We start from the raw sequence: 25442 nt of genomic DNA on the forward strand, positions 1-25442 counted from the left end.
ATGCCATGCTATACCTCGCCGAATACCGCCAGCGTCCCGCCATGCTCGCCGACTGGCTGCCGTGGGCCGGACTCGTCGCGCCTGGCGTGGTGCTGAACAAGGACGGCAGTTTCCAGCGCACGGCACGCTTTCGCGGACCGGACCTCGACAGCGCGACGCAAGGCGAACTGATCGCCACGACCGCGCGCCTGAACAACGCGCTGCGCCGCCTGGGATCGGGCTGGGCTCTGTTCATCGATGCCGAGCGCCGACCGGCCGCCGACTATCCGCGCTCGGATTTTCCCGAGGCTCTGTCATGGCTCGTGGACGAGGAGCGCCGCGCCGCGTTCGAGCAGACCGGCAGTCACTACGAGAGCGGCTATCACCTGACGCTTGTATATCTGCCGCCAGAAGAATCGCGCGCACGCGCCGCGAAGCTCCTGTACGAGAACACACCCACGTCCGGCGTGGACTGGCGCGAACGGCTCGCTGCCTTCGTCGCCGAAACCGACCGGGTGTTCGACCTGCTCGATGGCGTGATGCCGGAAATCGCCTGGCTGGACGACGGCGAGACGCTTACGTATCTGCACGCGACCATCTCGACGCGGCGCTTTCCGCTGGCATTGCCGCAGGTGCCGTTCCATCTCGATGCGCTGCTGGCCGACTCAGCCTTGATCGGCGGCCTGGCGCCGATGCTCGGCGACCAGCAGCTGCGCGTCGTGACGGTACGCGGCTTTCCGACCTCGACCTGGCCGGGTCTGCTCGATGACCTTAACCGGCTCGGCTTCGCCTACCGCTGGTCCACGCGATTCCTCTGTCTGGACAAGGCCGAAGCCGAGAAGGAATTGACGCGGCTGCGCCGGCAATGGTTCGCCAAGCGCAAGAACGTCATTGCATTACTGCGCGAAACCATCTTCCAGCAGGAATCGCCGCTCGTCGATACCGACGCGAGCAACAAGGCAATGGATGCCGACGCCGCCTTGCAGGAACTCGGCAGCGATCAGGTGGCGTTCGGCTACGTGACCGCGACCGTCACGGTCATGGACGCGGATGCCGCAGCAGCCGACGAAAAACGGCGGAGAGTGGAGCGCACGATCCAGAGCCGGGGTTTCGTCACGATCCCCGAAACACTCAATGCGGTCGAAGCATGGTTGTCGTCGATTCCGGGCCACGCCTACGCCAACGTGCGGCAGCCGAGCATTTCGACGCTGAACCTGGCCCACCTGATGCCGCTGTCGGCAGTGTGGGCCGGGCCGGAGAAGAACAAACACCTCGACGGACCACCGCTGATCGTCACACGCACCGATGGCGACACGCCGTTCCGTCTTGTGACGCACATCGGCGACGTGGGCCATACGCTCGTGGTCGGCCCGACCGGCATGGGCAAATCGGTGTTGCTCGCCACACTGGCGATGCAGTTCCGCCGCTATCGCGGCTCGCGCATCTTTGCCTTCGACATGGGTCGCTCGATGCGCGCCACGATCCTCGGCCTCGGTGGCGAGCACTACGACCTCGGCTCCGATGGTGCGATCGCCTTCCAGCCGCTCGCGCGCATCGACCGCGAGAACTACCGCACCTGGGCGGCCGAATGGGTCGAAGGCCGCCTGCTGCACGAAGGCATTGCCATCGGCCCCGAAGAGAAGGCGACCGTCTGGTCCGCGCTCGGCAGCCTCGCCGGTGCGCCCGTCGAACAGCGGACGCTCACGGGCCTGTCGGTGCTGCTCCAGTCCAATGCGCTGCGTCAGGCGCTCGCGCCTTACGTGCTCGGCGGCGCGCACGGACGTCTGCTCGATGCCGACCATGACCGGCTCGGCAGCGCCGACGTGCAGGGCTTCGAGATGGAGGAACTGATGCCGAGCAAGGCGGCGGTGCTCGCCGTGCTCGGCTACCTGTTCGCGCGCTTCGACGAACGGTTCGACGGTGCGCCAACGCTGCTGATCCTCGACGAGTCCTGGCTGTTCCTCGACGACCCGGTGTTCGCCGCGCGCATCCGCCAGTGGCTCAAGACACTGCGCAAGAAGAACGTCAGCGTGATCTTCGCCACGCAGTCGCTCGCCGACATCAAGGATTCGAGCATCGCGCCCGCGATCATCGAGAGCTGCGCGAGCCGCATCTTCCTGCCGAACCCGCAGGCGACCGAGCCACAGATTCGCACGATCTACGAAGGCTTTGGCCTGAACAGCCGGCAGATTGAGATCGTCGCCACCGCCGAACCCAAGCGCGACTACTACTACCAGTCGCGCCTCGGCAATCGCCTGTTCGATCTCGACCTGGGGCCGGCCACCCTCGCATTTGTTGGTGCGTCCACGCCGCAGGACCAGCGCGACATCGACCGCGTGTGGCTCGACGCGGGTACGCCCGGCTTCGCCGGAGCCTGGCTGCGGCATAGCGGCCTCGATTGGGCCGCCGACCTCATGCCTTCGTTCCTCACCTCAACGGAGATTCAGCCATGAAGAAGACCAGGCTGGCCGTCGTCACGACCTTGCTGCTGTCGGCATCGTCCACATGCTTCGCGCAATGGGCGGTGTTCGATGCCGCCAACTACTCGCAAAACCTGCTGACCGCCGCGCGCGAGCTGCAACAGATCGACAACCAGATCCAGCAGTTGCAGAACGAGGCGACGATGCTGGTCAATCAGGGCCGCAATCTCACGAGCCTGAACTTCAATTCGCTGTCGCAGTTGCTGTCCACGCTGGCGACGACGAACCAGTTGATCTCGCAGGCACAGGGCTTGACCTTCAACGTCGCGCAGTCGCAGGCGACGTTCAACAGGCTGTATCCGTCGTCCTATGGCGCCGGCACCAGCAACGCGCAAATGGTGCAGGACGCGCAGACGCGCTGGCAGACCTCGGTGCAGGCGTTGCAGACCTCGACGCAGATGCAGTCACAGGCCGCGCAAAACCTGCTGTCCGACCAGGGCGTATTGAGCAGTCTTGTCACGCAGAGCCAGGGTGCGGTCGGTGCCTTGCAGGCGAGCCAGGCGACCAACCAGTTGCTTGCACTGATTGCGCGTCAGGCCATGCAGTCGCAGCAGCTCACCGTCTCGCAGCAGCGCGCGACGGCGCTGGACCAGGCGCGTGCTGCGGCCGACGAGGCGCAGGCTCAGCAGGTCCGTACCCGCTTCATCGGCAGTGGCCCGCAATACACGCCGCAGTCGGTGAGCTTCTACGGGAACTGACCGCCATGCGTCGCGCGCTCATCGTGTTCGCCATCGTGACGCTGACCGCCTGCGGTCGGCATGAACCGGCGTGGACGGTCGATGCACTCGCGCACGATCCGCAGCGGCTCTATGCGCTGCGCCATCGCTGTGCCGTTGCACACGCACACATGGACAGAGGGACCTGTCGCGTGGTGGACGCGGCCTATGCGCGGCGCTTCTTCCTCGGCCTGGGTGGTGCCGGCGAGTACCAGACACTCGCCGAGCTGCCGCCGATTCCGGCGAGCTTCGAGGCGTCGCAAGGAGATCGGCCATGAACGATCTTTCCATCATCGACCAGTTCCTGGCCGTCTTCTCGCAGTACATCGACTCGGGCTTCGGCCTGCTGCATGGCGAAGTCGCGTATCTCTCTGCCACGTTGATTGTCATCGACATGACACTCGCGGGCCTGTTCTGGGCGATGGGCGGCGAGGAAGTGCTGGCGAAGCTGATCCGTAAGACGCTCTACGTCGGTGCCTTCGCCTACATCATCGGCAACTTCAACACGCTCGCGGGCATCGTGTTCCGCTCGTTCGTGGGCCTCGGCCTGCTCGCCACAGGTTCGTCGCTGAGCATTGGCAACTTTCTGCAACCGGGACGTTTGGCCGCAATCGGCGTCCAGGCTGGCCAGCCGATCCTGCAACAGGTCGGCACGATGTCTAACGGCATCACGGCGGTCTTCAGCAACATCGACATGATCGTGATCCTGCTGCTCGCCTGGATCATCGTGGTCATCAGCTTTTTCATCCTCGCCGTGCAGCTTTTCGTGACGCTGATCGAGTTCAAGCTGACCACGCTCGCGGGCTTCGTGCTGGTGCCGTTCGCGCTTTGGAACAGGACCGCCTTCCTTGCCGAGAAGGTGCTCGGCAATGTGGTGTCGTCGGGCGTCAAGGTGCTGGTGCTCGCCGTGATCGTCGGCATCGGCTCGACGATCTTCGGGCAGTTCCAGACGCCGGCCGGGGCCGATCCCTCGCTGAACCACGCACTCGCCGTCATGCTCGCCTCGCTGACGATGCTCGGACTCGGCATCTTCGGGCCGGGCATTGCGACCGGGCTGGTATCCGGCGCACCCCAACTCGGCGCGGGCGCTGCCGCCGGCACGGCGCTGGGCGCAGCAGGCCTCGCCGTCGCCGGCGGTGCCGCCGTAGCGACAGGCGGCGCGGCAGTGGCCGCCGGCGCACGTCTCGCAGCACGCAGCACGGTCGGCACCGCGCGCGCAGCCAGCGGCGCGGCATCGGCCTATCGCGCCGGCGCGACCGCATCCGGTGCGACGGGCGCGCGTGCTTTCGGCGCGGGCGTCGCCAACGTCGCGCGCAGCGGCGCGCAGGCCGCCGGCGAACGGGGCGCAGCCGCTGCGCGAGCCATACGCGATCGCGTAGCGCCCGCTGCCGGCGCAGGCACGGGCGCATCGTCCACCTCGCCTGAAACGGCAGGCACCGCATCCACGTCGTCGCCGGCTGCCGACGACGCACAGCCAGCATCGACCGACAAGCAGCCTGACTGGGCCAAGCGCCTGCAACGTCGCCAGCACATCTCTCATGGCGCTTCAACGGCCGCGCATGTCGTGCGCTCGGGCGACCACGGCGGCGGCGGGGCTGCGCCGGACATCAACGATTCCTCGAACGAGTAAGGGAGGCGAGCCATGCGTTTTACACGACCCGGCGTGCGCTACAGCGAATCACCTGCGCCTGCCACGCCTTATCAGGCCGCCGCACAGGTATGGGATGACCGCCTCGGCAGCGCGCGCGTGCAGGCGAAGAACTGGCGGCTGATGGCATTCGGCTGCCTGGGCCTCGCGCTGCTGATGGCCGCGGGCCTCGTCTGGCAATCCGGCCAGTCGCGCGTAACACCCTACGTGGTCGAGGTCGATCACGCCGGGCAGGTGCGAGCAATCGGCGCGGCCGTCACGCCGTACCGGCCGACCGATGCGCAGATCGCGTATCACCTGGCGCGCTTCGTGACCGACGTGCGTTCGCTGTCGATCGACCCGGTAGTGGTGCGGCAGAACTGGCTCGAAGCCTACGGCTACACCACCGATCGGGGCGCTGCCACGCTGAATGATTACGCGCGCGCCCACGATCCGTTCGCCCACATCGGTCAGGATTCCATATCAATTGACGTAACCAGCGTGGTGCGCGTGAGCGACGCCTCGTTCCAGGTGCGCTGGACCGAACAGCACTTCAACGACGGCACGCCGACCGGCACCGAGCACTGGACCGCGATGCTCACCCTCGTCATGCAGACACCGCGTACCGAACAGCAGGTGCGCCGTAATCCCCTCGGTATCTACATCAACGGACTGTCCTGGAGCCGCGACCTGGACGCACCGGAAGGAGCGAAGAAGTCATGAAACCGTCGATCACTGCCATTGCCTTCCTCGCCCTGACTGGCGGCCTTGCTGGTTGCGCCACGCAAGGCAAGCCGCCGCCGGCGATCTCACTAGACGAATCGGTCAAGGCGCAACCGCTGCCCGAGCCGCCCAAGCCGGTTGCGGTCGTGGAAGTGCCGAAGCCCTTGCCGCTGCCGGACCAGATGAAGCCATTACCCAGCAGCGCGGATGCAAAGCCGGCACCGGAACCGTCGGATGCAAAGGCGCGCGTCGAGCAGGCCAACGCCGACGCGAGCGTGGTGCCGACGCGCGACGGCTACATCAACGCGATCCAGGTCTGGCCGTTCTCCGATGGCGCGCTGTATCAGGTCTATACGAGTCCTGGCCGCGTGACCGTCATCAGCTTGCAGCCGACCGAGGAACTGGTCACGGTTGCCGCCGGCGACACTGTGCAATGGATCGTGGGCGACACGGCCAGCGGCAGCGGCGCGAGCCGGCGCGTGACCGTCATGGTCAAGCCGGTGCGCGCGGGGATCAAGACGAACCTCGTCATCACGACGAACCGGCGCGCCTATCTGCTGGAACTCACGTCCACCCCGAAAGCCTGGATGGCGTCGGTGTCGTGGGAATATCCGAAGGACGAGATGCTGGCCTTGCAGGCCCAGGGGCGGGCCGCCGATGCTCAGACACCGGCGGCCGAAGGGCTGTCGCTCGACCAGTTGCATTTCCGTTATGCGATTACGGGCGATAGTCCTCCGTGGAAGCCGGTACGTGCCTTCGACGACGGGCAGCACGTTTATATTCAGTTCCCTGCCGGCATCGCGCAGGGTGAATTGCCGCCGTTGTTCGTGGTCGGCCCCGACGGCAAGGGCGAACTGGTGAACTACCGTTTCCGTGCACCTTACGACATCGTGGATCGCCTGTTCGGAGCGGCCGAACTGCGCCTGGGTGGCGACAAGGCCGCCGTGGTACGCATCGAGCGCACTGACGGCGTGGCTGCGGGAGCCGGTCATGGACACGACTGATCACGAAACGCAGCCCGCGCCGAAGATCGCGCCCGAGGGCGTGGCGCTGCGCGCCGCACCGCGTGCGGTCACGCGGCTCAACCGCCGCACGCTGGGCGTCTGCGCCACGCTGCTCGCGGTGGCCGTCGCCAGCGCGTCGATGTGGGCGCTGCAATCGAAGGGCCGGCGCGGCTCAGGCGACCAGACCAATCTCTATAACGTCGATCGGATCGCCAAAGCCGACGACCTCGACCAGTTGCCGGCCGACTATTCGAAACTACCTCCGAAACCCGCACCGGTGGCCCCGGCCAGCGTGCCGCAACTCGGGCCACCGCTTCCCGGCGACTGGGGCGCAGCGTCGGCGATGCCGCCGCTACCAGGTGGCAACGTCAATCCGGGGCCATCGGCGGAGAGTGTTGATCGGCAGCGCACGGCCGACGAGATTGCGCGGTCGGCGGTGTTCTTCCACACCAGCAGCGATGCCGGCAAGCCCGATGCAACCGCCACGTCTGCGGGCACCATGCCGATAGCCAATGCGGCGGCTGGCTCGTTCAATCCGATGGGCGCCGGGCCGGCATCCACGGCTGCGCAGCCCAACGATCCGACCGCGATCCAGAACCGGCAGGACCAGAAGGAATCGTTCATGGCGAAAGGCGGCGATGCGGCGACCAGCAACACCGGCAGCTTGCAGGCGCCGGCTTCGCCTTACACGGTGATGGCAGGCACGATCATTCCGGCCGCGCTGGTGACGGGCATCAATTCCGACCTGCCGGGAGAGATCATCGCCGAGGTGACGCAGCCTGTATACGACTCCGCGACTGGCCACTATCTGCTGATCCCGCAGGGTTCGCGCCTGATTGGCCGTTACGACAGCCAGGTCGCGTTCGGGCAGCAACGTGTGCTGCTGGTTTGGCTGCGCCTGGTGCTACCCGATACCTCGTCGATCGCGCTCAATAAGCTGCCCGGCATCGACCCGGCCGGGTATGCCGGGCTGGAGGATGGCGTGGACTGGCATTGGGGCCGCATTCTGACGGGCGCCGTGCTGTCGACGATGCTCGGCGTCGGCTCCGAGCTGGCTGTCTCGAATCAGGGCAGTGCCAACGGCAATACCGTTATCGCGCTGCGCGATAGCTCGCAGGATACGGCCAATCAGGTCGGTCAGGAAATCACGCGCCGCGACCTGAGCATCCAGCCGACACTGACAGTACGGCCGGGGTTCCAGGTCAACGTAATGGTGAACAAGGATCTGATACTGCGGCCGTATCAGCCGCTCTTTGTCCAGCGAGGGCCGATGCCATGAGCACGTCCACGAAAAAGCTGCGCCTGGGGCCGCTGCCCGATACACAAACCGTCAAGTTGACTTGTACATGCTCGGCGGGACTCAAAGCCGACCTTGATCGCTACGCCGCGCTGCACGCGCAGACCTATGGCGAAGCGGTCGATGCAACGACGCTGATCCCGTACATGCTAGAGGCGTTCATGGCGAGGGATCGAGGGTTCAGAAAAAGTATGGCCTCCGAGGCGCCTCGACGACTTGCAAGGCTCGACGCAGATTCATCGTAGGCACTATTAAGCGCTAGGCGGCAGCATCATTCGAGCCGAAACCAGGCGAATTCAATCGCTCCTCGACGTCTTCCGTAAAGTCCATTACCTGCTGAATTGGAGCTTCATCTGGGTGGTGGTTGTTCCAGATCATCTCATCGATCTTAAGGTGAACGGCGTCGCCAACCATTTGCTGCCGACGGTTGGTCAACGACAGGAGCATTTGTGGTCTTGTAGCGTCTTCGATGTCCACCCAAAGGGTAAGCTGCTTACCATCCGCCTTAGTCATACGTAGGGCATGGTTTGCCCGATACGACAAGCCCGTCTTCGGATCTTGGCGATATTCAGCTCTTGCGGCATCGGAAAGCTGAGCGACAAGAAGATCACGCGCCGACTTCGGTTTTGGAAGGGTAACACCGCGACCGATGCACCAGTCCGCCATCGCATCCATATCGACGACCTTATTTCCGGTCTCCGATTTATAGAGTTGCATCAACGCTTGATACTGTTCGTTTCGTGTCATGAATGGCTACTCAACTGACCGGGGCAATATCGCCCCATCCATCGACAATGGCATTTGGTAAAACACACGCACGGATTTTTGCCAAATGCCCTCTAAACAGTTCATAACGACCAGTTTTGAACTGAATTTGCCCAGCAACAAGGCTTGGATGGACGCCAAGAATTTTTACCAAGCCTAGGAAATCCCTCTCGGGGAAAAGAGGGGCTTTTCTAGCGATGAAACTGTCGATCTTTGCTTTGGGTGCGCAGAACTCGGAAGCTGCCGCGTTGGCAATGCGTTCTTCGTTTTCTATCGAATGATCGGCACTTAGATCCACGTCCAGCATAGGTTTAGTCTGCCCATCACCTTGGAGAACGTGCTCCAGCTCATGGCGTAGCACAAACCAGAAATTATCCATGCGATCATACCGCAAGGTCATGCCAATAACCGGCGACTTCTCGTTGAGCCAAAGGCAAGCACCATCAATTTTCGATCCCTTGAGGCTTTCAACGAAAATTAGCCTGATGCCACACTCCATAAGCACACGCGGGACGTGCCTAGCTTCTTCCGGTGCGCTCAGGTAGGACTTCAATTTAGGCAAGGCCATTCTTGTGCGCTCTACGTTATAGGGAGGCGCAAGAATTTCTTTGGCGATCTGCTTTACACGATATAGCCAAGCAAGCTGAGACGGCGTCGTATCGCTGCCAACATCAGTTTTTTTGGCTGCGTGATTCAAAAAATCGATTTCGCTAATGGAAGGCACCCCAAAAAATCTGGCAAGCGACTCTTCCATTGCGGGCATATTCCTTATGTCGGTAGCATCAAGCCAGCCCCGCTTGATCATATCGGCGACGGGGAGGCCGCTGAAAAGCTTTGCGCGTGCTGCTCGGCCTTGGTCCGGCCGAACGATGAGACGAGCCCGCGCCAAATCGTAATCTTTTTGAAGGTTCAGGAACTGTTCGGCGGGAACGCCAAATACCTCTTCCAGCGCCAGTGCAATCTCTGCGGTTACGGCCTGGCTACCTGAAATCAGCTTGTTTGTCGTGGATTCGCTTATGTCGAGAACGGCCGCCAATAGTCGCTGTGTCCAGCCGCGTTCACTAAGCAGGGCCTCGATAAGTTGTCCGGGGGTTTTGTATTCATCCATGGAGCGGATTCTAGCGAAATTTCGAAATTTCGCAAGTTTTTTTGAATGCGCCCATGCATAGGCAAGCGCTACTAATTTGTGCGCAGTACCGAGTTCCAGTCCGAGTTCGAGTCGAGGAGGCGAGTCGCGAACGCGGTCATGCATTCGCAGACCTACGGCGAAGAGGTCGATGCGACGACGCTGATCCCCACATGCTGGAGGCGTTCATGGCGGGAGATCGAGGGTTCAAGAAGGGAGCAGGGGCTAATCTTTAGCAAGGATTTCGGATAGGCATCGTTGTCGCACGGCCTGGTTGCTGCCCCAACGACCTTGAAATTTCAGTGCTATGTCCTGTTTCAGCATTTGTTGAAACGGGCTTTTTGGCTAGATTCGTGCGCAGATTTCATAAAATGTGCTACTTTCAGCAAATGTTGAAAGAGGTAAATTTGATGAAAGAGGATGAGTCCCGTGCTGGCGAAGCATTGCGCAAGGTGCTTGAGAAGGTGCCGATCCTGCAGGTCGAAGGCATCGACGCCGAAGTCATGTCCGGCGATTGGGCGCCCGACTTGATCGCGCGGCTGCTCGTTGACGGACGGCCGCACCTACTTATCTGCGAGTACAAGTCGAACGGGCAACCGCGATACGCCAGGTCCGCGCTGCTGGAGTTGCGGAACTACGTTGCGCATCGAGTCCCCGCGGCGACGCCCGTCTTCATTGCTCCCTACATCTCACCGGCAGTGAGGCAGATGTGCGAAGAGAAGGGCGTCGGCTACCTCGACCTGGAAGGAAATGCCCGGATCGCGTTCGGTGGCGTGTTCATCGAACGCGCAGTGGCGGACAGGCCGGTGGCCGAGCAGCGCGAACTCAAGTCACTGTTCAGGCCAAAATCTGCGCAGGTGCTGCGCGCTATGCTGCGTGAGCCACGCCGGGCATGGAGGGTCACCGAGTTGTCGGAAATCTCAGGGGTCAGTCTTGGACACGTCAGCAATGTGCGCACCGGCTTGATTGATCGGGAATGGGCACGCGCCTCGGACGATGGCCTGGTTCTCACGGAACCCGATGCACTGCTGGACGCCTGGCGCGAGAGTTACGCAGCACCAGCCGGTGAGCGGTTGCGCTTCTACACGCCACTGCATGGCAGCGCACTTGAAGATGCGGCTCGAAGCGCTCTGCGCGCGGACAACGGTCCTGGCCGCGCGACCTTCGCATCGTTTTCGGCCGCACAGTGGCTTTCTCCATATGCGCGCACTGGCTCGCATTACTTCTTCGCCGACGACGAAGGCCTGCGCAAGCTCAAGTCAGCGTTGAAGCTCACGCCCAGCTCGAAAGGGGAGAACGTGGTCGTCACTATGCCGAAGGACTTGGGACTCCTCGCCGATACCGTTGAGCCAGCGCCAGGTGCGATCTGCACGAGCGCGGTTCAAACCTACCTCGATCTCTCCATTGCCGGCGAGCGTGGCGCCGAGGCGGCGAACCACTTGCGACAGGAACGACTCTCATGGCCCAAATGACACCTCCACAGGAACCGCAGTCGGCGGCCGAGTACGACGACCGCACAACTGCGGCGGTGAAGTCCGTGCTGATCGAAATCGGGCAGATCCTTGGCAGCTTCAAAGGCAAGTTCGCCATCGTCGGCGGCGCGGTTCCTTGGCTGCTGCTGGCCAGCGAGGACATGCCCCACGTCGGCACGCTCGACGTGGACGTCGGGCTGGACGCAGAAGCACTCGGCGATGGTGAGTACGCCACCTTGATCGGTGCGCTTCAAGGCCATGGATATGCTCAGCGCGAGGGGCTTCGGCGTTTCCAACTGGTTCGCCAGGTTCCCGCGCAAGATGGCGGGGAAGCAATCGATGTCGTGGTCGATTTCTTGATGCCCCGCGACGCCGAGATCGTCAAGAACGATCCGCCCCTGATCAGCGACTTTGCCGTGCAGCGGGCGGATGGCGCCGATCTGGCGATGCGCTTCTATCAACTCGTGGCGGTGACAGGGGCGATGCCAGATGGCGGGACAAACCGTGTGGAGATCGCGGTGTGTTCCATCCCGGCTCTGCTGGCGATGAAGGGCCACGCACTGGCGGGCCGCTACAAGCAGAAGGATGCCTACGACATCTACTACTGCGTGCGGAACTACCCCGAGGGGATCGACGCGCTGGCGCGGGAATGTCAGCCGCTCCTGGTTCATCCAAGCGGCGAACGTGGTTTCCGCTACATCGCGGAGAAGTTCGACACCTTTGAGGGATACGGGCCGACCTGTGTGAGGCGCTTCGTCGAAGACACACATGCGCTGGGTGATCGTACGCCCGAGCAGTGGCAGCAGGATGCCTTCGGTCAGATCGACGCGCTGTTGCGCGTCATGACGCTGCGCGCTTGAATCGCACCCAATGGACTACGTGCAACTTCGCTCGCTGTTGGCTCCGCTCATCATGGCGTTAAAAGACGCCGGCACGCATACCATGCTGCCGACGCTTTGCGAGGAATTGGGGTTGCCGCTGCCCGCCGCTGACGGCTCCAAGCGTGACCGCATGACCTTCAGCTTCGAGGCGGCCGCCGACGCTGATCTGCCTGCGGTTGCACGCAAGCTGTTGGTTCGCCATCCACCCAATGCCACGACGCGCAACCAGATTCAGGACATTCTCTGGAGTGACAGCGGGTGTCCGCCGATCCCGAAGCGGTATCGGCGCGAGGTAGCTCGAAGACTCAACAGCGAAGAGCTGTATGGGGATGCTCGCAGATTCGATGATCTTCTGGAGCAGTTGTGGATCTTGGATGCCGATGACTGGCTTAATTTGCTGGGCGGCAAGCCCAGCGGGTTGCGCGCGGACATTCAGCAGCACGTCCATCGGAATCCGGAGGACTGGTCTGCTGAAACGCTGTTCGACCAGTTGGGCGCCTACGACGCTTCCGATCGGCGCTTTGCGCTGTTTCTTGAGGGGCTTGCTTCGGCCGACGTGCGACCCGACGAGGCAGCGCAACGCCACTTCGTTGCTTGCGTCAACGAGTCGCTGCGCAATTGCGGTGTCGAGCTGCGCGAGACGGATTCGGAGGGAGGTTACCCAGTCTTCTCAATGGTCTCGTTGCACGCGGCGGTCAAAGGCCGCCCGAAGAATCTCATCTTCGCCTCACCCGACAAGCCTGACCTACGTTTCCGCGACGCGCTGGACAACGACGTCGAGATCGTCACCAATGCCGATAAGGTGCTTGTTTATGACCGTCCCATCGGCAACGACGGACTGCGCTGGAATGACCTGCAGCAGTGGTGGGGCGATACCGAGCGGATTGCCGATGCCACGCAGGCCAAACGCTCGCTGTACGCACGTCTCAGGGCCAGCTTGCCCCGCAATTCCCCGCCGCAGTCCTTGCTGTTCGATGCCTTCTTCGAGGGCTTCCGCGGCGCCGTGCCGAACCTGCCCGCACTGCTGCCGGAAGTATGGCTTCACTGGGACCCACGCACGGCCAAGGAGCGGGGACCGGATGCGCTGCTGCGCTTTCGCATGGACTTCCTGTTGCTGCTACCACAGGGCGTGCGGGTCGTCATCGAAGTGGACGGCAAGCACCACTACGCGGACGGCGCCGGGTACGCCGACGTGCAACGCTATGCTCAGATGGTCAAAGGCGACCGCGAACTCAAGCTTGCTGGATATGAAGTCTTTCGCTTTGGGGCAGCGGAGCTGCAGGCACCTACAGCCAAGGCGGATGTGAAGGGCTTCTTCGACGCGCTGTTCAAGCGCTACGGTGTTCCGACGAGCTGACAACACAACCTCGTGCTAACACAGGCAATTCCTTGGAGAGCAGTGCAGAAGAGCCTGAAGTCTTGCCGCCTATTCGGTATGATTGAAGCTGATTGATGATGGGTCGGCGCTCCGCAAATCGTCCCGCAGCCCGCGCCAGAAAAGAGCATGTTTTCCTGACGGTAAAAGCGACGGTAAAGGCCCATGTCGATCACTGCAAATCCCTTTAACCATGTGGACTTGCGAGCCTCGTTGATGATCGAGTGGGAGTGATCTGCGATCTTTCCAGGTCGTTCCTGGCGACGCCGGCTTTTTGATGCTTTGCTTTTGTGGCCATGGTTTGTGTTCCTGAGAAAGCTGACTTCATCCCTGTAGTGCCTTGCAGGAATGACGACGTGGAGATGCAATCTGGCATCGCTCATGTCGATCATTCCTGTCCCCTTGATACCGCTTTGTTTGATTGTGCTTGTGTCACCGATGCACGATCGAATGATGTACCGAAGTGCCTTTCGTATCCGCTGTCACTTCCCGATGGCGTAAGCCTGGTTCGATTTGATCGATAGATCGTGTATGCATGTAGCCATACAGGATTTATTGCTCCACAATAAATCTGTCACCTTGTTGATGTCGGGGGAGTCCTTGATGGCGACTATACAAACGCAGGCGAGTGACGAGTTAAAGACCGAATTTGTGCTGGCTGGTCGATTCTGGGCCAGTGTAAGCGTGACGGTGATATGTTTTATCGCCGCCGTTTATATGTATGGGGCTAGCGATCATCCCTGGGTTGGATTGCGCTGGTTCGCGTGGCGAGCGATGGGAGTAAGTTTTGAACAGCGGCAAGCCCTCAGTGCCGCGTTTTTCACCATCGTGGCGCTGGGTTGTTTTGTCTGGACACTGATCGGGCCGCGACTTGCACGTCGAGTCGTCATTACTTCGACCCACATCAGGATCTATCGGGCGCAATTGGGTTCGAGCGACCCTGTCGTGATTCCCTTTGTAGCCGTCCGCGATGCCGGTCAGCGCGAATTGCCGCCGGGCAACAGGCGTTCCGAGTGGGTCCACCGCGCCGATCGATATTTTCACTTCGACTTCAACGGGCAGGACTTCGATTTCAGGCGCTTCGCATTCCAGAGCGATCGTGACTTTAAGCGATTCTGTGAGCTCATCGTGGACCGCATAAATAACGCACGGCTTCAATGAACTTCAACAGTAGCGATTGGGGCGCGGCCGGTGCCGGCGGACAACGACTTCACTGAAAAGAACAATCGACGATCGCGCTGGTGAATCACCGGCGCGACATGTTCGTCAAGTCGGGGCCTTATTCGAGTTGCAGGTGCTTTGCACGTTCGTCAGTTCGACATAGACCCTTGAGAGATCGGTCACATAGTTATCGAAGATGACGATCTGGTCTGTAGCCGACCCTCGTAATCGCGCTTGCCGAGCGGCACGCCTCGCATGCGCAGGATGTCGTAAGCGGTAACGGCGTGGAAATGAAAGTTGGGCAGTGCAAACGAGAGGATGTAGGTTTCCGACGTGAAGGCGAGCCGTCGCGGGCCGATTTCAAGTCGAGAGCCTTGCCGCCCCAGCCGTTCACCTCATCGGGAGTGCCTTCAGCGCTGCCTCAGCCTCATGAATCATAGCCTGCAGATTAGCGAAGGGCATCGGTCCGACCAGGGCAGGCGGCGCGAACACGCCGTTCTTCACCGCCTCCAATCCCCACACGGAATGGTGCGCAAGGGCTTCGATCTGGAAATGGAAGGGGGAAATGTCGCGGAAGAGACGCGCACGCACGATGTCCTCAGGGTCGGAGGCAGTCTCGGTGCAATGCGTGACTGTGCGTGCAAGGAAGCCTGCGACAGCGCTCACTGTCTGCAGAAAGGTCGGCACGCTAAGGTCGTAGAAGGATGTTGCCATCGGTTTCCCCTTTACCCGGGTTGGCTCGCTTGGGGTTCACACTGTAGCTGCTTCCAGGCGGCCATTTAAGTTGATTGAATGACCCAATCTGGGCGCTTGCCGACTCGCTGCCTTCACATGCCACGCCTTGAACACAAAACTGATAACAGGCTAGGCCGCGTCAAGACGGCGAGCGTGACAGGAGCAGGGCTAGCCATTACCAACGTATAGCGCCCTGTGATCCGGTCCGGATAAACGGGCGTCCTGGCGATGGCGTCCGCTTCTGATCCCAGCGAACGTCGCCATATATCGCCCCGATCACGATACATGTCGCACGCGCTCAGAATGACCGCCTCACCATCACATCCACCCCCTGCTGCGACCGCCCACCCCCAGTAGCAAGCCACCCCGAATACCCCACGCTAACTTCAACACTCGGCGTCAGCGCTCCCGCGATCCGCGCAGAAGTCATCAACCTCCCATGCGGCAACGGCACACCCGATGCAGCGAACACCGTCCCATCTCCACTCGACACATCAACCGCACGCGAGCGCCGCGCCAGTTCCTGCGCATAGTCGACACTCAACTGCAGCGTCAACCGACGCGTACCTTCACCAAATGATCGATCGAGCTCGACGCCCACATACGGCTGCGCACTATGCGCAGTATCGGCACCGACCCGCAGATCCTGCCCACCCGCGCCATGCTCCGCAAAAACGCCACCCCGAAAATAGCCGTACAGAAAGCCGACATGCGGCGTCAGCACGAAAGAACCCACTGGCATCGGCAGACTAAGCTGCGTGCCGAGCTCGACTTCATGCCCATCCGTGTCGCCATTCGCGGTACCCACCGCACCGAACGAACGACGCAGATGCATATCGTCGTAGCCGTACGAAGCCACCGCCGACAGCACGACCGGCCCCAGATGACGCGACCCGTACAACGACGCCCGCAGCGTATCGATACGACCATCGTCACCCGTCGTGCTCTCCGACAGATCGCTGTGCCCATAACCCACTGCACCACCAAACGTATAAGCCCCACGTCGCCAGTCCGCGCCCGCCGTGAACTGATACTGGTTCACATTGAAGCCCGGAATACCACCGGCCGCACCGTGTAGCGCGAGCCGATCGGCGGAACTCGCCACCCACAGCGACCCATCCGCCGACGCACAACGCGCGTCCGCACCACCGTCATCGCAACGCTGCGCCTGATGCCGCAGCAACTGCGTCACTGACGCTTCGCCAGCGAGCAGCGCGGTCGAACCGAGCGCCGTGAAGATGCTGGTATCGATCGGCGCAACGACGGTCACCGGCGGAGGCGTTGTCTGACCCGGCTGCGTACCTGTGCCTGTGCCAGCACCCGGATCTGTGCCCGTGTTCTGAACCGCATTGACAGCGAGATCGACCGTCGTCGCCCCATACGCAACACTCTGCGTAACCTGCGCAGCCCCCGCACCATCCGCGCTTACCGTGGTGAACTGCCCATGCACAGTCGTCGCCGAGACGATTTCATAGGTCTTGCTCGTCGCGTACGTGCCGGGATCGTAGAGCAGATGCAGCGCACCGTTCAGCGTCGCGGCGCCGTTCACCGCGAGCTTCGAAGCAGAGGTCGGATTCAGTTCGATGGTCAACGTGCCGGCCGGTTGCTGCACGTAGTCGCCCATCACGCTCAATGTGCCGATCGAACCGCCTGGCTGCACGACGCCGTCGTTGGCGATCGAGCCGAGCACCGCACCGTGCCCGAGCAACGTGCCGTGCGCTTCGACCTGCACGTTGCCGCCGAGCTTCGCCGTCGGGCTCGCCTCATCGCCGACAGCGAGCTGTCCCGCGCTGACGACCGTCGAGCCGGCGAACGCGCTACTGTCGCCCGTGAGCGTCAGCGTGCCGGCGCCTGCCTGCGCAAACGTGCCGTTGCCCGACAGCGAGTTCGCGTAGCGCGCATCGTCGGCGCGATTGAAGACGAGCGACCCGTTGTTTGTCAGATTGCCTGCGATGCTGCCGCCCGCGATCTGCAGCGTGCCGCCTGCGTCGATCGTCGCGCCGCTCAGCGTGCCGAAAATCTGCGCGGTGCCGCCTTGCGCGATCGTCGTGCCGTTGACGATGCCGCCGCTCGCCACCGTCTGTCGGCCGCCGCTGCTGACCGTCGTCGCATTCGCGATACCGCCCGACGAAATCGTCTGCAACGCAGCGACCAGCGTCGTGCCGTTGGCGATACCGCCGGACATCACCGTCTGCGCGCCGCCGTCGATCGTCGTGCGGCTCGCGACGCCGCCCGCGTGAATCATCTGCGTGCCTTGTACGACCGATAGATCCGCGGTGCCGAACAGATCCTGCAATCCACCGTTGGCTACCTGTGCACCGTTTGTCGATCCGCCGGCATACACGGTCTGCGTGCCGCCGCTTGCCACCGTGGCAACAGAGGCGAGGGCGCCCGCCGATACGAATTGCTGACCACCCGAGCCGACGCTCGTCGCAGTCGCGATGCCACCCGACTGCACGCTCTGAGAGCCGCCGTTCAGCGCGACGCCGCTCGTTGCCGCGCCCGACGAAACGATCTGCATGCCGCCCGCCATCATCGTCGCCGACGAAACAGTGCCGCCTGCGTCGACGGTTTGTACGCCGCCGCTGCCGACCACCGTGCCGCTCGCGATGCCGCCCGAGCCGATCTGCTGCGTGCCACCGCCATCGACGACAGTCGCGTTTGCCACGCCGCCCGACGTCACCGCCTGGACGCCACCTGATTCGACATGCGCACCGTTCGCGACCCCGAGGGCGAGCACGTTCTGCGTGCCGCCTGAGCTGATCAGTGTGCCGGTCGCCACACCACCGGACGATACGTACTGCGAGCCCCCCGCGAGTTGCGCGCCGCTCGCCGTCGAGCCTGACGACACATACTGCGCGCCGCCGCTGCCGACCATCGTGTTCGACACGATCGCACCTTGATAAAGTGTTTGCGTGCCGCCGTCGTCGACGCGCGTGCCGTTGGCGATGCCGCCCGACGACACGGTCTGCTGTCCACCGCTCAGCACGATCGCGCCGCTCGCTTCGCCGCCGCTCGCGATCCGCTGATTGCCGCCGAGGTCGATCGTCGTGGCGCTTGCGACGCCGCCGGAGAGGATGTTTTGGAGGCCGCCGCTTGTGATAGTCGTACTGCTTGCTGTCCCGCCGGCCGAGACGGTTTGCAGGCCGCCGTCGTCGATCGTCGTCTGGTTCGCGACGCCGCCTGCCGACACCGTCTGCACGCCGCCACTCGAAACGACCGTACCGGTTGCACTGCCCGCAGCGAAGATCGTCTGCGTCCCGCCGCCGACGAGCGTCGCACCGCTCGCGCTCCCACCGGACAACACGTTTTGCTGACCACCGCCCGTGACCGTCGTCGCGCTAGCAAGACCACCGGCAGAAACCGTCTGCACGCCCCCATTGCTAACCGTCGTACCGCTGGTCGCACCGCCTGAAGACACGACCTGCAAGCCACCGCTAGAAACCGTCGCCGCATTCACGATGCCGCCCGACGACACCGTCTGCGTGCCGCCGTTACCGATCGTCGTCTGGTTCGCGATGCCGCCGCCGTACACGGTCATCGTTCCCGCGCTGCCGACCGACGTCGCATTCGCCACGCCGCCCGACGACACGTTCTCCTGCCCAAAATTCGATACCTGCGATCCGTTCGTCACGCCGCCTGTCGAGACGTCCTCGAGCCCGAAATTCGACACTACCGTGCCGCTCGTGATGCCGCCGGCCGACACGGTCAGATGGGATGAATCCAGCGTGTTGACGGCGAGCCCGCCGGAGACGACAACGCCGTTGCCGAACGTGCCGATCACGGTGCCGTTCGCGACGCCGCCTCTCGTCACGGTGAACGCAGCGCCGTTTTCGAGCAGCAGGCCGGACGCCACGCCGCCCGACACCGTGAAGGTGCCGAGCGAATTGGTGCCGCTGACGAACGTGTCGTCGGTCGTGCCGCTGAACGCGGCGCCCGCGTTCAGCGTGAGGCTGGTCGCGGTGCCGCCGGAGCCGACCGCGATCGTGCCGTTGCCGAACACCGTGGTGCCGCTCGCGATGCCGCCCGCCGATACCAGCTGCGTGCCGCCGCTCGACACGAGCGTGCCGGACGTGACGCCGCCGTCGACATCCTGCACGCCGGTGCTGCTGAGTGTCGTGCCGCGCGCGATACCGCCCGACAGCACGTTTTCGCGCGAGTTCGTATCGACGATGCTGCCGCTCGCGATACCGCCCGAGAGGATCGTCTGCTGCGCGAAACTGAGGACGTGAGTATCGAGCGAGAGACCGCCCGCCGACACGATCTGCGTGAACATGTCCTGCGTGTTCACCGCCGTGCCGCCGCTCATCACGAGCTGCGTGCTGTGGATGATCGTGCCGCTCGCGACACCGCCGGACAGCACGCTGAAGAGCGCGCCGTTCTCGAGCAGCACGCCCGACGCGACGCCGCCGGAAATCGTGAACGTGCCGGCCGCGTTGGTGCCCGACACGTTGCCCACGGACGTATCCGCGACGAGGATGCCGCCGCTCTGTTGCACGATGCCCGTCGCGTTGCCGCCGGCGCTGATGTGCAACTGGCCGCCGCTCGTGACCGTCGACGCCACCGCGAGGCCACCCGACAGCACCGTTTGCGCCGCGCCGTTGGCGATCGTCGTCGCGCTCGCGACACCCGCCTCGAGCACGTTTTGCGCGCCGCCATTCGAGAGCGTCGTGCCGCTCGCAATGCCGCCCGACACCGTATCCTGCCGGCCGCCATTCGTGACGATCGCGGCCGCCGCGAAGCCGCCGCCGGTGACGTTTTGCGCGCCGCCGTTGCCGACCATCGTGCTGCTGGCGATCGCACCGGACGAAACGATCTGCTGTCCGCCGGCACCGACCGACGTGCCGCTCGTGAGACCGCCGTTCTGGACGATCTCTGTACCGAAGTCCTGCGTCGCATACGCGATGCCGCCGGACATGACGGTCTCGACACCGCCCGGGTTGATGAAGCTCGAACGCGTCACGCCGCCTGAACCGACGTTCAGCAAACCTTGCCCGTTGACCGTCGACGAATCCGCTTCGCCGAACACGTTGAGCGTCTGGTTCGTGCCGACCGTCGTACCGCTGACCGTGACGCCGGCGGCGACCGTCGTTTGCGCGTGTGCTGCTGTCGGCGAGAAGAGCGCCGGTGTCGCGAGCAGGCCGGTCAGCAGACGTGCTGCGCGTCGTGGCGAGACCTCGGGCACATAACCGTAGACGCCGTTGCCGGAGACCCGCAGCGTGGTCATGTCGCGCCAGGTTGCCGAGTACGCGTCAGGACCTGTTGTGTCGATCCTCATTGCCGATCCCTTGCAAAGATGTTGGTGTGGTGCTGTCGTACATGCCGGGTTCAGTCAATCGCATCCGGAATCGTCCGGATCGCATCGATGACCTGTTTCGATTCGATCAGCCGCGTGCATTCGAATTGCCGCGACGTACCCTTGTGTCGCGGGCACCACATGAAGTCGTGATGATCGAAGCGCAGGCGCAGATCGTTCCAGCAACTGTTGCACGCGTGATAGTTGATCACCCGGAACGGCGTATGAAACTCGTTCACCGGATGCGTGAAGCCGCTGATCATCACGACCGGCGTGCGCGTCGCCCACGCGAGCCACGCGAGGCCGCTCGACAGTCCGACGAAGAACGCCGCATGCTTGAGCCAGCGCGCGCGCTCGACGAGCGGCCGGTCGCCGGTTTCGTCTTCGGCGCCGTGCGGAATGTGATTCCACGACATGCCGGTGCCGTGCACTTTCTTCTGGTCGATACAGATCACGCGATAACCCGACGATTTCAGGAACGCGATCACGTCGTGCCAGCCGGTCGGGTTGTTCCAGTACTTGCACTGCGTCGAACTCTGCACGGCGATGCAGACGTACGGTTCGTCGATCGGACGCGTGTCGTCGGGCAATGCGACTTGCGGCGGTTCCTCGCGCGGATCGACGCCGAGGATGTAGCCCGCCGTCCGATGCAATCCGACGAGACGGAAGTCGCTCGGTTGCCGGATGCATTCTTCGTCGTCGAAGAAGAGGCCGAGGCTATAGGTCGCGTAATAGCGTTGCGACCGGACCTGTTCGTGCGTGACGAACTCGATGTCCGGATATGCGTCGCGGAAGAGGGGGATCAGCCTGTCGGACATCGCGCAGGTGAGGCGGCATCCGTGCTTGCGCTGAAACGCGGCGGCGTAGGGCATCCAGCCGATCGTGTCGCCGAGCGTGCCGACCGGGAACTGCACGAGCACGTCTTTGCCCGAAGCGTCGTAGACGTGCTGCAACGTCGGCGGCGATTTGCTGTCGCGCGCAAGCGCTACGCGTGGCCAGACGAGGATCTCGAAGCGCGCATAGTACTTCCGCGTACTCGCGACGAGGCCATGCGCAATGTCTGTTTCGAACAGCACGTTGCCGGTGTCGCAGTCGCGCAGGCAGACGCGCCAGTTGCCCGCGGGCAGCGTGACCCGACAGCCGTCGTTGAAGTCGAAGCGGATGCCGGCCGGTCCCTGCTGCGTGGGCACGCTAGCGGGTGGCGGATAGGCCGGTACCGGCGATGGTCCGGCGACGGCACTTTGTACGGGAGCATCGGAAGCACTGCTGGCTGGCGCGGCAACATCGATATGCATAGTGGTTCGGTTCGTATCGCGTCTTTCGAAGTGGCGGAATGTCGTACGCCCTTTTTCGGTTTACGGCAGCTTTTCTGAAGTTTGTATGGTGTGAAATGCGATAGGGGTGTTGGCGCATCGATGGAGCGACGAAACGCAGCGCAGGTTTTGATCATCGAAAAACCGCAGTGCATCGCTTGTGGTCGAAAGGACGGGCGTATGCGGTTATCCTGACGCCTGCCCTTGTGTCTTACTGCAGGTCGTCGCATGTCTCTCTTTTTTTCCGCGTTCGATGCGCATCAGGCTGGCCGTCTGCAGGAGGCCGAGGACGGTTATCGCCAGGTGCTCGCCGATGAACCGCAACACGCCGACGCATTGCATCTGCTTGGCCTGATCCACGGTCTGCGGGGCGATACCGCGCGAGCCGAAGCGTTGATCCGCGAAGCGCTGTCGCATCACGAGAACCCGGTCTTTCTGTGCAATCTGGCTAACCTGCTGATCGATCAGGTACGGCGCGAAGAGGCCGAGGCGCTGTCGCGCCGCGCGCTCGAACTCGATCCGGATTACTTCCTCGCGCATCATCGTCTCGGCACGGCGCTGATGGGGATGAAACGTTTGCCGGAAGCCGAGGCCGCGTTTCGTCGTGCGCTCGATATCGATCCGCACGCAGCCGATGCGCTGAACAACCTCGGCACGATCCTCGTCGATACCGCGCGTCGCGACGAAGCGGAGGCGATCTATCTCCGCGCGCTGGAGGCCGACGCTCACCACGTTCACGCGCTCTACAACCTCGGCTTGCTGCTGTTGCGCACTTATCGATTCGACGACGCCGTGCAGGCGTTCACGCGCGCGCTCGCGGTCGATCCCGCGCACGTCGATGCGCTGAATAACCTCGGCTCTGCGTTAAGCCATGCCGGGCGTCGTGCGGAAGCGGAGGCGGCGTACCGCGCTGCGATCGCGCGCGCGCCAACGTTTGCGGACGCGCACTGGAATCTCGCGATCCTGCTGTTGAAGCAGGGACGTTACGCGGAGGGCTGGCCGCACGGCGAGTTTCGCCATGACCCGCAACTGCGCCCCGATCTCCAGCGGCCCGCTTATGCGCAGTGGCGCGGCGAACCGCTGCACGGCAAATCGATCGCGCTCTGGCCGGAGCAGGGTCACGGCGACTACATCCAGTTCGCGCGCTACGTGCCGTTGCTGAAAGCGCGCGGTGCTGCATGGATCGCGTTGATCTGTCCGCAGCCGCTGCAGCCGTTACTCGCGACACTCGACGGTGTCGACGAAATCGCGACGGTGCCGTCGGCGGTCGCGCCGCATGATTACTGGTCGTTCTTCATGAGCCTGCCGTTTCATTGCGGCACGACGCTCGACACGATTCCCGCGCGGTTGCCGTATCTGCATGCGTTGCCGGAGCGGGTGACGCACTGGCGCGACCGGTTGCCTGCGCGCTCGCGGCAACATCGGCTGCGGGTCGGTCTGGTGTGGCGTGGCTTCGCCGGGCATCAGCATGACGATGCGCGCTCGCTGCCTGGTCTCGCGACGCTCGCACCGCTGTGGTGGGTGCCCGGCGCGACGTTCGTGAGCCTGCAGATGGACGAGTCGCCCAACGAAGTGATGCAGGGCGGCACGCATCTGCCGCTCGTGCGGCTCGGCCCGCATATCGCCGATTTCGCCGATACGGCGGCGATCGTCAGCGAGCTCGATCTCGTCATCTGTGTGGATACCGCGATTGCGCATGTCGCGGGTGCGCTCGGCAAGCCGTGCTGGTTGATGCTGTCGAAGCATTGGGTCGACTGGCGGTGGTTGCCGGATAGCGACCTTTGCGATGACACGTCCCCGTGGTATCCGAACTCGGTGCGGTTGTTCCGGCAGACATGTCATGGCGACTGGCGCGAAGTGGTCGAGCGGGTTGCTGTTGCGCTGCGTGAACATATCGCGGCATCGAGCGCAAACACAGAAACGAAGGAGACACCATGACGGCGCTGTATCGCGGGATGGATCGCGCGACACTCGACATCGCGTACAACAACGTGAAGGCCGCCGCCGATTTCCCCGGCACGATGGCGCGATTTCGCGCGCAAAGCGAAGCGTTCTATCGACGCGTGCCAGGACGACGCGACATCGCGTACGGCGAAGGATCGCGACAGCGTTTCGACTGGTTGCCGTGCGGTGCGTCCGATGCGCCGACGTTCATCTTCATCCACGGCGGTTACTGGCAGAACTGCGTGAAAGAAGACTTCGCGTTCGTCGCGAGCGGTCCGTTCGGCCACGGTTTCAATGTCGTGCTGGCCGAATACACGCTCGCGCCCGCAGCGACGATGACGCAGATCGTCGCGGAGATCGGCATGCTGCTCGATCATCTCGCGGCTGCGCGCGACGAGACGGGTTTTGCCGGACGCCCCGTCTGTCTCGCGGGGCATTCGGCGGGTGGTCAGCTGGCTGCGCTGTATCGCGCGCATCCGGCGGTGACGTATGCGTTGCCGATTAGTGCGCTCGTCGATCTCGAACCGATCGCGCTGTCGTGGCTCAACGACGCGTTGCAACTGACGTCCACTGAAATCGATGCGTACAGTCCGCTGCGTCACATTGGCCGTGGCGTGCCGATGACGGTGTCGGTCGGTGGTGACGAACTGCCGGAACTCGTGCGCCATTCGCGCGACTATGCGGCCGCGTGCGCCACGCGAGGCGAACAGGCGACATGGTTACCGGTGCAGGGCTGCACGCATTTCTCGGTGCTCGACGATCTGTCCGAACCGGACGGCATGCAGATGAGTGCGCTCGTTGATGCGATGCATGGGCGGCGCATGAGCACCGATTCGCGAGTCGATCGGGATGACTGACATACGGCGTGTCAATTGGCGTGACCTGGTGAGGCGACATACGCTGGGTGACATACACGAGGAACGTTCGTGAAGACACAGCTGACGCTTGAGGGATTCGATGATCTGCCGCTCCCGACCGACCGGCTCTTCTTCGCGATCCGTCCCGACGACAGCGCAGCGGCGCGGATCGAAGCGCTCGTCGCGCGTTTGCGCGAAGGTGCGGGTATGACTGCGCGGCCGATTTCACGCGACCGGTTGCACATCACGTTGTTCTGGCTCGGCGATCACTTCGGGTTGTCGCGGAATTTCGTCGATACGTTAGGCGTCATTGCGTCGAGCGTCGTTGCTGCGCCGTTCGATGTCGAGCTGGATCGCGTCGAGTATTTCCCGCGTCGTGCGGGCAAGAAGCCGCTCGTGTTGCGGGGCGCGGCGGATGCGCCGGGTGTCGCTGCGCTGAGCGCGTTCCGGCAGGCGCTCGTTGCGCCGTTCGGCGGTCAACGCGGCGCCAACGGACGGCCGCTCGCAGGCCGGAGCGCGAGCTTCACGCCGCACGTGACGCTGCTATACGACACGCTGCCGGTGCAGCGGCAGATCGTGTCCGTTATCGGCTGGCCGGTGCGTGAATTTCTGCTGATCCATAGCGTGCTGGGCGAGTCGCGGCACGAGATATTGGGGCGATGGCCGTTGCGTGGTGGCGACGGAGCCTGAC

Annotated in this window: 21 protein-coding genes and 1 pseudogene; 16 read left to right on the forward strand and 6 right to left on the reverse strand. The window is 63.2% G+C overall.

What is annotated here, in order from left to right:
* Positions 1-5 precede the first annotated feature (5 nt).
* The 8 genes from trbE to E1748_RS18205 are packed head-to-tail and all read left to right on the forward strand — an operon-like array spanning position 6 to position 8071.
* Entirely contained in the window at positions 6-2432 is a 2427-nt protein-coding gene (gene trbE / locus E1748_RS18170; RefSeq protein WP_133648556.1) for a conjugal transfer protein TrbE, read from the forward strand.
* Positions 2429-3157, forward strand: coding sequence for a P-type conjugative transfer protein TrbJ (trbJ, locus tag E1748_RS18175; protein WP_133648557.1), 729 nt, complete (start codon positions 2429-2431; stop codon positions 3155-3157). Before trbE ends, trbJ begins: the two co-directional genes overlap by 4 nt.
* A gap of 5 nt (positions 3158-3162) precedes the next feature.
* A complete protein-coding gene (locus E1748_RS18180; RefSeq protein ID WP_133648558.1) occupies positions 3163-3453 on the forward strand; it encodes a hypothetical protein in 291 nt (96 codons plus the stop codon).
* Complete coding sequence (gene trbL / locus E1748_RS18185; RefSeq protein ID WP_133648559.1) at positions 3450-4805, forward strand: P-type conjugative transfer protein TrbL; 1356 nt, start codon at positions 3450-3452, stop codon at positions 4803-4805. Before E1748_RS18180 ends, trbL begins: the two co-directional genes overlap by 4 nt.
* Positions 4806-4817: 12 nt before the next feature.
* Positions 4818-5525, forward strand: a complete 708-nt coding sequence (gene trbF / locus E1748_RS18190; protein ID WP_133648560.1) for a conjugal transfer protein TrbF — start codon at positions 4818-4820, stop codon at positions 5523-5525.
* A complete protein-coding gene (trbG, locus tag E1748_RS18195) occupies positions 5522-6529 on the forward strand; it encodes a P-type conjugative transfer protein TrbG (RefSeq protein ID WP_133648561.1) in 1008 nt (335 codons plus the stop codon). The genes trbF and trbG overlap by 4 nt, the downstream gene beginning before the upstream one ends.
* Complete coding sequence (locus tag E1748_RS18200) at positions 6516-7808, forward strand: TraB/TrbI/VirB10 family type IV secretion system protein (RefSeq protein ID WP_133648562.1); 1293 nt, start codon at positions 6516-6518, stop codon at positions 7806-7808. Before trbG ends, E1748_RS18200 begins: the two co-directional genes overlap by 14 nt.
* A complete protein-coding gene (locus E1748_RS18205; RefSeq protein ID WP_133648563.1) occupies positions 7805-8071 on the forward strand; it encodes a DUF2274 domain-containing protein in 267 nt (88 codons plus the stop codon). The genes E1748_RS18200 and E1748_RS18205 overlap by 4 nt, the downstream gene beginning before the upstream one ends.
* A gap of 13 nt (positions 8072-8084) precedes the next feature.
* Here E1748_RS18205 and E1748_RS18210 read toward each other — a convergent pair whose 3' ends face one another.
* Together E1748_RS18210 and E1748_RS18215 are read right to left on the reverse strand one after the other, a co-directional pair.
* Positions 8085-8573: a hypothetical protein gene (locus E1748_RS18210; RefSeq protein WP_133648564.1), complete on the reverse strand. Its 489-nt coding sequence runs from the start codon at positions 8571-8573 to the stop codon at positions 8085-8087.
* A 10-nt stretch (positions 8574-8583) separates the two neighbouring features.
* Positions 8584-9699: a HigA family addiction module antitoxin gene (locus E1748_RS18215; RefSeq protein WP_133648565.1), complete on the reverse strand. Its 1116-nt coding sequence runs from the start codon at positions 9697-9699 to the stop codon at positions 8584-8586.
* A gap of 132 nt (positions 9700-9831) precedes the next feature.
* Between E1748_RS18215 and E1748_RS31785 the strand changes: the two are divergent.
* The 5 genes and pseudogenes from E1748_RS31785 to E1748_RS18240 all read left to right on the forward strand — a co-directional run.
* Positions 9832-9953, forward strand: a pseudogene (locus tag E1748_RS31785) (DUF2274 domain-containing protein); the annotation flags it as partial.
* Between the two features lie 153 nt (positions 9954-10106).
* On the forward strand, positions 10107-11189 hold the full coding sequence (locus E1748_RS18225; protein WP_133649423.1) for a type IV toxin-antitoxin system AbiEi family antitoxin: 1083 nt from the start codon (positions 10107-10109) through the stop codon (positions 11187-11189).
* On the forward strand, positions 11177-12049 hold the full coding sequence (locus E1748_RS18230) for a hypothetical protein (RefSeq protein WP_205965257.1): 873 nt from the start codon (positions 11177-11179) through the stop codon (positions 12047-12049). The genes E1748_RS18225 and E1748_RS18230 overlap by 13 nt, the downstream gene beginning before the upstream one ends.
* Before the next feature lie 10 nt (positions 12050-12059).
* Positions 12060-13427, forward strand: coding sequence for an AbiJ-related protein (locus E1748_RS18235; protein WP_133648566.1), 1368 nt, complete (start codon positions 12060-12062; stop codon positions 13425-13427).
* 621 nt (positions 13428-14048) lie between these two features.
* Positions 14049-14606 carry a hypothetical protein gene (locus E1748_RS18240; protein WP_133648567.1) on the forward strand — a complete coding sequence of 186 codons (558 nt, stop codon included), beginning with the start codon at positions 14049-14051 and terminating at the stop codon, positions 14604-14606.
* Between the two features lie 179 nt (positions 14607-14785).
* Here the strand turns inward: E1748_RS18240 and E1748_RS31930 are convergent, their stop codons facing one another.
* The 4 genes from E1748_RS31930 to E1748_RS18255 form a co-directional block, all read right to left on the reverse strand.
* Positions 14786-14992 (reverse strand): DUF1993 family protein, encoded by a 207-nt coding sequence (locus E1748_RS31930; RefSeq protein WP_205965279.1) that lies wholly within the window; start codon positions 14990-14992, stop codon positions 14786-14788.
* A 4-nt stretch (positions 14993-14996) separates the two neighbouring features.
* Positions 14997-15320 (reverse strand): DUF1993 family protein, encoded by a 324-nt coding sequence (locus E1748_RS31935; RefSeq protein WP_205965258.1) that lies wholly within the window; start codon positions 15318-15320, stop codon positions 14997-14999.
* Positions 15321-15639: 319 nt separating this feature from the next.
* Positions 15640-20619, reverse strand: coding sequence for an AIDA repeat-containing protein (locus E1748_RS18250; protein WP_133648568.1), 4980 nt, complete (start codon positions 20617-20619; stop codon positions 15640-15642).
* Between the two features lie 50 nt (positions 20620-20669).
* Entirely contained in the window at positions 20670-21932 is a 1263-nt protein-coding gene (locus E1748_RS18255) for an autotransporter strand-loop-strand O-heptosyltransferase (protein ID WP_133648569.1), read from the reverse strand.
* 246 nt (positions 21933-22178) lie between these two features.
* Here E1748_RS18255 and E1748_RS18260 point away from each other — a divergent pair, with 246 nt between their 5' ends.
* From E1748_RS18260 to E1748_RS18270, 3 genes are all read left to right on the forward strand, one after another.
* Positions 22179-23888 carry a tetratricopeptide repeat protein gene (locus E1748_RS18260; protein WP_133648570.1) on the forward strand — a complete coding sequence of 570 codons (1710 nt, stop codon included), beginning with the start codon at positions 22179-22181 and terminating at the stop codon, positions 23886-23888.
* Positions 23885-24751: an alpha/beta hydrolase gene (locus tag E1748_RS18265; RefSeq protein ID WP_133648571.1), complete on the forward strand. Its 867-nt coding sequence runs from the start codon at positions 23885-23887 to the stop codon at positions 24749-24751. The genes E1748_RS18260 and E1748_RS18265 overlap by 4 nt, the downstream gene beginning before the upstream one ends.
* Before the next feature lie 69 nt (positions 24752-24820).
* On the forward strand, positions 24821-25441 hold the full coding sequence (locus E1748_RS18270; protein ID WP_133648572.1) for a 2'-5' RNA ligase family protein: 621 nt from the start codon (positions 24821-24823) through the stop codon (positions 25439-25441).
* Position 25442: the final 1 nt, after the last annotated feature.

It is taken from the genome of Paraburkholderia flava (assembly GCF_004359985.1).
Lineage (GTDB): Bacteria > Pseudomonadota > Gammaproteobacteria > Burkholderiales > Burkholderiaceae > Paraburkholderia > Paraburkholderia flava.